Annotated in this window: 7 protein-coding genes and 1 pseudogene; 5 read left to right on the forward strand and 3 right to left on the reverse strand. The window is 58.0% G+C overall.

The genetic code is table 11. The annotated features are described in order from the left end of the window. Positions 1 to 201 precede the first annotated feature (201 nt). Positions 202 to 450 (reverse strand): annotated as a pseudogene (locus tag ACN0SD_RS20345) (integrase core domain-containing protein); the annotation flags it as partial. Positions 451 to 579: 129 nt separating this feature from the next. Here ACN0SD_RS20345 and ACN0SD_RS20350 point away from each other — a divergent pair. The 5 genes from ACN0SD_RS20350 (at position 580) to ACN0SD_RS20370 (ending at position 5,702) form a co-directional block, all read left to right on the forward strand. Next, positions 580 to 1,197 carry a hypothetical protein gene (locus ACN0SD_RS20350; protein ID WP_417810004.1) on the forward strand — a complete coding sequence of 206 codons (618 nt, stop codon included), beginning with the start codon at positions 580 to 582 and terminating at the stop codon, positions 1,195 to 1,197. 312 nt (positions 1,198 to 1,509) lie between these two features. After that, on the forward strand, positions 1,510 to 2,583 hold the full coding sequence (locus ACN0SD_RS20355) for an MlaE family lipid ABC transporter permease subunit (protein ID WP_417810005.1): 1,074 nt from the start codon (positions 1,510 to 1,512) through the stop codon (positions 2,581 to 2,583). Further along, positions 2,583 to 3,371 (forward strand): ABC transporter ATP-binding protein, encoded by a 789-nt coding sequence (locus ACN0SD_RS20360; protein WP_417810006.1) that lies wholly within the window; start codon positions 2,583 to 2,585, stop codon positions 3,369 to 3,371. The genes ACN0SD_RS20355 and ACN0SD_RS20360 overlap by 1 nt, the downstream gene beginning before the upstream one ends. After that, complete coding sequence (locus ACN0SD_RS20365) at positions 3,371 to 5,086, forward strand: MlaD family protein (protein WP_417810007.1); 1,716 nt, start codon at positions 3,371 to 3,373, stop codon at positions 5,084 to 5,086. Before ACN0SD_RS20360 ends, ACN0SD_RS20365 begins: the two co-directional genes overlap by 1 nt. A gap of 1 nt (position 5,087) precedes the next feature. Then, entirely contained in the window at positions 5,088 to 5,702 is a 615-nt protein-coding gene (locus ACN0SD_RS20370) for an ABC-type transport auxiliary lipoprotein family protein (protein ID WP_417810008.1), read from the forward strand. Between the two features lie 552 nt (positions 5,703 to 6,254). Here the strand turns inward: ACN0SD_RS20370 and ACN0SD_RS20375 are convergent. Both ACN0SD_RS20375 and ACN0SD_RS20380 read right to left on the reverse strand, forming a co-directional pair. Beyond that, a complete protein-coding gene (locus ACN0SD_RS20375) occupies positions 6,255 to 7,457 on the reverse strand; it encodes an aminopeptidase P family protein (RefSeq protein ID WP_417810009.1) in 1,203 nt (400 codons plus the stop codon). A gap of 353 nt (positions 7,458 to 7,810) precedes the next feature. Then, a partial coding sequence (locus ACN0SD_RS20380; protein ID WP_417810010.1) for a Hint domain-containing protein occupies positions 7,811 to 8,570 on the reverse strand: 760 nt, incomplete at its 5' end.

Consider the following 8,570-nt stretch of genomic DNA (forward strand, 5'->3'; position numbering starts at 1 on the left):
GCGAAAGTGATTACCAAGCCATTTGACCCAATAACCCTAGCTTCGGAAATCGTTGAGATTTGGCAGCAGCAGTAAATTGCGCTGCCCCATGAAAACAGCAGAACAGGATCGATTTATGAGTAGCCCTGAAAAAAGAGCAGAGCACTCAGGGGTCAGCCCTACCGCACAGGCCTTTTTTGAAGTGGACCTGCCACTGAACTTTCATCCAGCCGCGATCGGAGCCCGGTTGGTGTTTACGCCGATCAGCGCAGGTTGAGCAATCGCCCGACGCGTGGAGTTATCATCTCGCGTAGCGGGTCGGGCGATTGCGGGGATCAGCGTTCGCGCATAATCAGCCGGGGTCTGGTAGTCCAAGGCAGAATGCGGGCGTTCGGTGTTGTAGTCGGCGGCCCAAGCCGCGATCACAACACGGGCGTGAGCCAAGTTCCGGAAGATGGTCTCATTGAGCATTACCAACTTTCGCGCGTTTCTCACCTTGTGAAGCTTCAGGACGATCAGCAAGTTTAAACGGAAAAAGAGGGAAGGCCGCTGAAGGTCTACGAGGAGCGGATCGCTAAAAAGGAGGCTGAGTGGGCGGCTTTGGAAGCTCAGCAGCAAGAAGAACGGCACGCCTTGGCGGCGTTACGGGCGCGGCTGGAAGCGCAGGAAACGGTCCTCGTCGCACGCGATGCTGCGCTGGCGGGCAAAGCGAGCGCGGTGCAGGTGCGCGATTTTGCGCTGTCGCCGCAAGAAGCTGAGGAGGCTGTAAGACGAAAGCAACTTGTAAGGGCAGGGGAGGAACTGATTGCGCGTGAGCGCGATCTTGATGCCGAGGCAGCCGAGGTCGCTAAGGAGAAGGCGGGCTACGAGGCGGGACTCGCTGCAATGGATGGCGTTCTGAACGAGATCGCTGACGGTACAATGTGGGTCGGCACCGCGACATATAAGATGGCCATGGCTCGCCCCGACGCCGTTAAAGCGATGCGGCCGTCGCGGCGCAAAAGCCTGATGAAATCCGCCACCCGCTTGGTGCGTCTGATCCACGAGACGGAAAAACGGCACGCTTGGCTGTGGGAGAAGATACGCGGGGTGAAAGCGTGGCTTGGGCGCGATGATCTAACGGTTGAGGCACGTAAGGATGGGGAGGACATTGCTGTCGGAACTCAGCGCCCCGAAGCGCTCGAGATACGTGGCTTTACGGATGGGCTCTGCTATTAAGGCGTGGCGGTGTTGATACCTTTTTTGCGCTCAGCTTGAGAGAAGGATGCAAGTCGTGTCAGCGCCACTTAGGTCGCGGCGCATTGGTAATAGTCGCGACGAGGTAGAGCTAAATGTTCGCCGTTTGGGCCCATCAAGAACTTGGCAATACCGACTCGACACCTCACAATGCGATATTGAGCGCCTTAGCAACCCTTTGGCGAGCGCACGTGGATCCAAACGGGGTATAGGCAAGGAATGGTTCAGCGAAATCAGCAAACGCCGGGCGAACAATTCGGCAGCGCAAAAGAGCCTTCCCCACCGGACGCTAGGGTGGCGGATGGACGGCTTTTCCTATCTGGCAGCCTGCTGATCGACAATGTCGCGACACTGGAGCGGCGAGCACAAGGCGCGAGCGCCATTGATATTGCACAAGTCGGCCATATGGACACTGCAGGCGCGTGGTACATTGTCGACATGCAAAAACGTCTGGCGAGCGCAGGCGCAGACGTGCCGATCTATGGTGCCAACGAGACGCAACAGCAGTTGATCGCGCTCGTGCGCCGCAACATGCCACCCGATGACGCAGCGCTGGCAAAGCACCTCACGCTGGTGGACCGGGTCGAGGTCTTTGGCCGCAAGACTGCCGCCAGCGCGCGCATCGCCGTCGAATTAACCAGCTTTCTGGGGCAGGTTATCGCCTCGTTGGGGGCGATGGTGATCCATCCGCGCCGCCTGCGCCTGACGTCACTTGTGCATCACATGCAAGAGGTCGGCTGGAACGCGATCCCTATCGTGGCGCTGATGTCATTTCTGATCGGTGTGGTGCTGGCCTTTCAGGGGTCCGTCCAGTTGCGCCAGTTCGGGGCAGAAGTTTTTGTCGTGGACCTCATCGCCATCTCGGTCCTGCGTGAACTGGGGATATTGCTGACTTCCATCATCGTGGCGGGGCGGTCGGGGTCGGCCTATACCGCAGCCATTGGCTCCATGAAAATGCGCGAAGAGGTCGACGCGATGCGCACTCTTGGCCTCGATCCGATCGACATTCTCGTGGTGCCGCGCGTTCTGGCGCTCATGCTGATGCTGCCGGTCCTTGGATTGATCTCGGACATATCGGGACTTCTGGGTGGTGCTATGATGTCTTGGATTGAATTGGGCGTGTCACCTGCGGTCTTTCAGGCACGGCTGGTCAGTAATACGGACGTCTGGCACTTTCTGGTCGGCATGATCAAGGCACCGTTCTTTGCCATGATCATCGGCATCATCGGTTGCTACGAGGGGTTGAAAGTTGGCGGAAACGCAGAGTCCCTCGGGCGGCTGACGTCGACCTCGGTGGTCCTGTCGATCTTTATGGTGATCGTGGCCGATGCCATGTTCTCTGTGGTTTTCGCACTGATAGGAATTTGATGAACGACGCAGAGCCCATCATAAAAGTGCGCGGTCTGGTTAAGAGGTTTGGCAGCCATCTGGTGCATGACGGCCTTGATCTGGACGTGCGCCGGGGCGAGATCATCGGCATTGTTGGCGGATCGGGAACAGGAAAATCCGTGCTGCTGCAACAGATCGTTGGACTGCTAAAGCCTGATGGCGGCACCATCGAAGTGTTGGGCCAAAGCGTCGAGAACACGTCGCCTGAAGAGTATCGCCAGTTGCGCCGTCGCTGGGGCGTGATGTTTCAAGACGGTGCGCTGTTTTCGTCATTGACCGTGCGCCAGAACGTCGAAGCGCCGATGCGCGAGCAACTGGACCTGCCGGACGAGCTGCGCGAGACGCTGGCTGGTATCAAGGTGCGTATGGTCGGGCTGGAAGAGGTTGCACAAACCAAGTTCCCGTCCGAGCTTTCAGGCGGGATGCGCAAGCGGGCAGGTTTTGCCCGTGCGATCGCGCTCGACCCAGAAATCGTGTTTCTGGACGAGCCGACGGCAGGGTTGGATCCCATCGGCGCGGCGGCGTTCGACACGCTGATCCGCCAGTTGCAGGCGGCGCTGGGGCTGACGGTGTTTCTGGTGACGCATGATCTGGATTCTCTGCATGCGATCTGCGACCGTATCGCCGTGCTGGCCGAGAAGAAGGTGCTAGCAGTAGGCACAATGGCCGAACTGATGAAGATCGACCACCCTTGGGTGCACGAGTATTTCCACGGCCCCCGTGCGCGCGCGGCTTTGGCAACCGAACAAGATGAAAAGGTGCTGTGATGGAAACCCGTGCGAATTACATCCTGATCGGCGCATTCACTCTCTTGGGCATTATCGGCAGCTTGGCCTTTGCCGTGTGGCTGTCCAGCGTGCAGTTGAACCGGCAATACGCGTATTACGGCATCCTCTTTGACGATGTTTCAGGGCTGGCGTCTTCGGGCGACGTGGTCTTCAATGGTATTGGCGTGGGGCGCGTGATCGACGTTCATATCTACGATCCCGACCCGTCTAAGGTCTATGTCGGCATTGAGGTCGATGCGACGACGCCGGTGCGCGAGGACACAGTGGCGCAGCTTAGCTCGTCAGGGGTGACCGGAGTGGCCTATATCTCACTCAGAAACAGCAGCGCTAACGCGCCGCCTCTGATGTCGCCCGACGGCATGCCACCCATAATCCCCTCGCGGCGCTCTAGCGTGCAACAACTGGTCGAGGACGCGCCCGATTTGATCACCGAAGCGACCAATCTGCTAAGGCAGTTCCAGCAGATCGCAGGGCCGGAAAATCAAGAATATGTCCAGAATATCTTAGCAAATCTCAGCCAGGCATCTGACGGGCTGGATCAGGCGCTAAGTGATTTTTCGGACATCACCAAGACCGTTGCCGATGCGACGACGCAGATATCGGGGTTTAGCGCGCGTCTGGATACCCTTGGCGCGGCGGCCGAGACGACGCTTGGCAATGCTGACCAGACGCTGGCCTCTGCCACTGGCGCGTTCGACTCCGCCAAGGCGGCCATCGATACGACGGGCACAGCCATCGACAGCGCCAGCGCCGCCTTTGCCGAGGCCGAGACCCTTATGCGCGAGCAGGTGCCCGAAGTCATCGGACAGATTTCGCAAACGGTCGATGCGCTGAACAAGGCGGTGGCAGACATCTCGGCGCGCTCGGTCGGGACGCTCGACGGGTTTGACGAGACGGCTGATCTGTTAAATGCGCGGCTGCAGGAGCTGGAGCAAACCCTGGCTGATGCCAGCACGTCTTTCGGCGCCGTGACCGATGCCTCAAACACCCTCAACACGCTGGTTTCAGGCGATGGTACGCAGATGGTGTCGGACGCGCGCGCGGTCTTGGCAAGCGCGCAATCCGCGCTTGCCAAGATTGAGACGGTCATCGACGAAGATGTGCCTGCTGTCGTCGAAAACATCCGCAGTGCCGTGTCATCGGCATCCGTCGCTGTGGACACTGCCGCGCGCGATCTGACAGAGTTCACCGATGGGTTGCGCCCCCTGACAAGCGACACACGTACGGCAGTCAATGCCGCCACCGACCTCATCCAGCAGGCAAACACCACGCTGGAAGCCATAAACGGCTCGCTGGTGGTTGCCGATCGCACGCTTGTCTCTGCGGAGAAGGCCTTTAACAGCGCGGATGAGGTGATCTCGACCGATTTGGGGCCGGTGCTGTCCGACATTCGTACGGCGACGGACCAGATCGGAGGCGCGGCCCAAAAGATTTCGGACGACCTGCCGCAGATCACCAGCAAGCTGCGCGCGTTGATCGAGAGGACCGATAAGGCCGTCGCACAAATCCAGACCACTGTCAGCGATGCCGCCCCCGGTATCCGCAATTTCACCGGCAGCGGCCTGAACGAGCTGGGCCGGCTCAGCAGCGAGGCGCGCGTATTGGTGCAATCGCTTGACAAACTGGTGCGCCGGATTGATCGAGAACCTGCACGTTTCCTTCTTGACGAACGCGTGCCCGAATACCGGAGATGACATGATGCAGCCCCTAACCCTCAGCCGCCGAGCCGCAATGTTGGGCGCCGCTGCCAGCCTTAGCGGCTGTAGCGCCCTGTCGTCGATAAATGCGGCCGCTACGCCGTTGGCTACTTACGATCTGTCGCCCGCAACCACATCGACGTCGGGCCGCAGATCGGGGCGCACATTGCTGGTGGCACTACCCAACGCGTCCGCCGCGATTTCAAGCGACCGAATTATGGTTAAGCCCTCGGCAGCCTCGGTCACCTATCTGCCTGATGCCCGCTGGTCCGACGACCTACCGGCACTGGTGCAATCGCTACTGGTCCGTTCAATCGCGGGCACGGGGCGGATGGGCTACGTCGGCCCCAGCAAGGCCGGGCCGGTGCCTGATCTCGCCCTTTTGACCCGTATCGACGCCTTCAATGTAGCGATCGCTGGCGATACCCTGACCGCAAAGATTGACATGAGTCTGACGCTGATCAGCGATAGGGATCAAAGCGTCATCAAAACGAAAGTGTTCCGCAGTCAGGTTGCCGCAGCCAATGAAGAGCCGGTTGCCGTCGTCGCGGCCTTTCAAGCGATACTCGACGCTCTTCTGCCGGAAATGGCGAACTGGGCAGCCGCAGCCTGACGGGCTGCCGGTATTTTGGGTCGTCCATGCGGTGACGCCATATCAAGACCGCAAGTTAGGTGCCCTTCAATCCCTAGATGCCACATCGCGGACCCAAAGAGGCGGTCGGTGAACTCTTTGCCATAGCAGGTTGGGAATGACGCGCTGTTGAAGGTTATGGCCGCCTGCGCAGCCCCCAAAATTGTGCAACAGGCGGCTATAACCGGGTTTCGGGTCTCTATGGTGGTATTGCGAACCACACTAAAGAGGAGACCGGCCATGGCCACGAAGAGATAACGGCGTCAGCTCTCATCGGCCATCCGTTGCCTGACAGGTGAATGTCCTCATTTACAGAGAAGGTGGGGCAGGCAACAGTCCCTGCCTCGGAGCGGACCTTGGGTGGGGCAACCCACGCCGCAGCGCAGCTTCTTCGAACCGGCCAGTCGTGCATCGTGCAGCAATTCCGTCTGCCGAAGGTGCGTAGAGCGGGGCAACGTGAGCTTTCGTTGTGGCTGCGCCAAAGTCAGCGTTGGATGTAAACAGGAGGCCATTAGCCTCCTGTTTTTTCTTGCATCAAGAGATCACATTGAACTCAGGCCCGTAGGGATAGCTTGTGATGTTCTCGTTGCCGTTTTCGGTGATGATTAAAATGTCATGCTCGCGATAACCGCCCGAACCAAGCGTTCCTTCTGGAACGGTCAGCATTGGCTCCATTGAGATGACCATGCCGGGCTTAAGCACCGTGTCAATGTCCTCGCGCAGTTCCAAACCCGCCTCCCGACCGTAATAGTGAGACAGCACGCCAAAGGAATGCCCGTAACCAAAGGTCCGATATTGAAGTAGATCACGTTCGGCAAAGAAGGTGTTAATTTGCTCGGTTACGTCCGCGCAACTCGCACCCGGTTTTAAGAGGCTCATGCCGAACTCGTGGGCGGCGACGTTGGCCTCCCAGATCTTTAGGCTGGCGGGATCTACCGTTTCCACGAACAACGTGCGCTCAAGCGCCGTGTAGTAAGCGCTGATCATCGGGAAGGTATTGAGGCTAAGGATGTCGCCCCGTTGCAACGCGCGTCCGGTGACGGGGTTGTGCGCGCCGTCTGTGTTGATGCCAGATTGGAACCAAACCCAAGTGTCGCGATACTCGGCATCTGGAAAGCGCTTCGCAATCTCCAACTCCATCGCGTTACGCCCTGCCATGGCCACATCAATCTCGCGGGTCCCAGCTTTGATTGCATCCCTCACCGCATATCCGCCAACGTCTGCAACTTGCGCACAGGATCGGATCAACGCAATTTCGGCGGCGGACTTGTGCATCCGTTGACGCATCGTGATTGGGGCCACATCCACCGTGGCCTTTGGCGATAAAAAGCTATCCATCAAATCACATTGAGTAAGGGTCAGGTGATCAGCCTCACGACCGATGGTTTTGCCTGCGCCTGTGACGGATAGAACAGCGCGCCAATAGTTGTTTCGCTGCCAATCTGTATAGGTGATGTTATCGCCATGACTGCGTCTCCAAGGTTGGGCTGCGTCGATACCGGCACTAATCGTCACATCTTCCGTTTGGGTCACGACCAAGGCATACGGTCGCCCAAACGCGCAATAGAGGAACCCTGAGTAATACGCCACGTTGTGCATCGAGGTGAAAACGCAGGCGTCAATGCCGCGCGCTTTCATCTCAGCCCGTAAGCGTGTCAGGCGATTTTGATATTCTTGAGGCTCGAAGGGAAGGGTCTTTTCACCCTGATGGAAACGATAAAACTCTGGACGATCCATTTCTGGCTCCTTCATCATCATGCCAGTGTGCAAGACAAGGAAGGAGACCCTCCTCGACTGCATCGCAGCAAAGAAAAATCCCGGCGTTCAGGAAAGGGGGATGGGCTTGCATATGAATGCTGGCGACGCCATCGCCGACCCTATGTTTTACTTGGACGAGAACGGCTTTCAAAAGCAAGCGAATTTAGCAAAGCGGATATCTGTGCGTCACGCAGCATCAGACACTTCAGGCCCAAAACGGTCATTGTCCTAAAAACTATCTCCACCGCCGTTCCGTGATTTCAACCCGTTGCACCGGGACAAAATAATCACCCTTCGCGGCGGTTGCTAGCTTTCGAGATCGTAACAAAACTTTATGACCTTGAAGATGATCGCAAAAGCCTGCGGGCAACCAGTTGCGCCTCGTGCTTGCGCAAGATCTTGCGGGCGGCAACCGGCGCATCGTGGTGCAGGGGGTGCAGCTCGGGGAATAGCGCGACAACCTCGTCGCAGCTTGGCTTATCCAACGCCTGCATCGCCATGGTGTTGGGATAAAAGCTTTCGCAGGCGACACCATTGGCAAACACGATTTCATGCTGATCGAAGAGCATATGATAGTAGGTGATCAAGCCACCGACACGTCGTTCGATCAAGGGATTGTTCACAAGATGCTTTGCTGCAATCAGCGTTTCGGTTTCGCCGGTAAGCAACTCGCATTCCCATCCCGTCAACAGCACCCGGTGCTCAGCGGCAAGCAAAAGCTCGGTCTGGTTTCCCAAAGCGCCGGGGCGGAACAGGATAGGTGCGAATTTCCCGTAGGCCGCGACCGAACTATTCCCGATCCATCGGATTTCTTTGAAGCCGTTATCCCGGGTTAACACCTTGTCGCCCACGCGCAGGTCTTCAATTCGCAGAGCACCCTTGCGCGTAATGATCCGCGTGCCTTGGGCAAAACAGACCGGAAAATCAGCCCCGGCCTGGAGATCAAACGTCACGAGTGCGTTGTTTTCCAGATATCTGACGAGCTGGTTTGCGTTATGGAGCCCAAGCAATCGGAGCGTGGTGGACAGCGCAGGTGTGTCGAGAATTTGCGATGCCAGACCATCAAGAAGTTCAGCCTGAGTGGTGTCGACA

The organism is Thioclava sp., from assembly GCF_048263065.1.
Lineage (GTDB): Bacteria > Pseudomonadota > Alphaproteobacteria > Rhodobacterales > Rhodobacteraceae > Thioclava.

Excerpts from the sequence above, each read along its gene's own strand:
- ACN0SD_RS20360 (WP_417810006.1), top strand. The coding sequence starts at position 2,583 with ATGAACGACGCAGAGCCCATCATAAAAGTGCGCGGTCTGGTTAAGAGG.
- ACN0SD_RS20365 (WP_417810007.1), top strand. The coding sequence starts at position 3,371 with ATGGAAACCCGTGCGAATTACATCCTGATCGGCGCATTCACTCTCTTG.
- ACN0SD_RS20370 (WP_417810008.1), top strand. The coding sequence starts at position 5,088 with ATGATGCAGCCCCTAACCCTCAGCCGCCGAGCCGCAATGTTGGGCGCC.
- ACN0SD_RS20375 (WP_417810009.1), bottom strand. The coding sequence starts at position 7,457 with ATGGATCGTCCAGAGTTTTATCGTTTCCATCAGGGTGAAAAGACCCTT.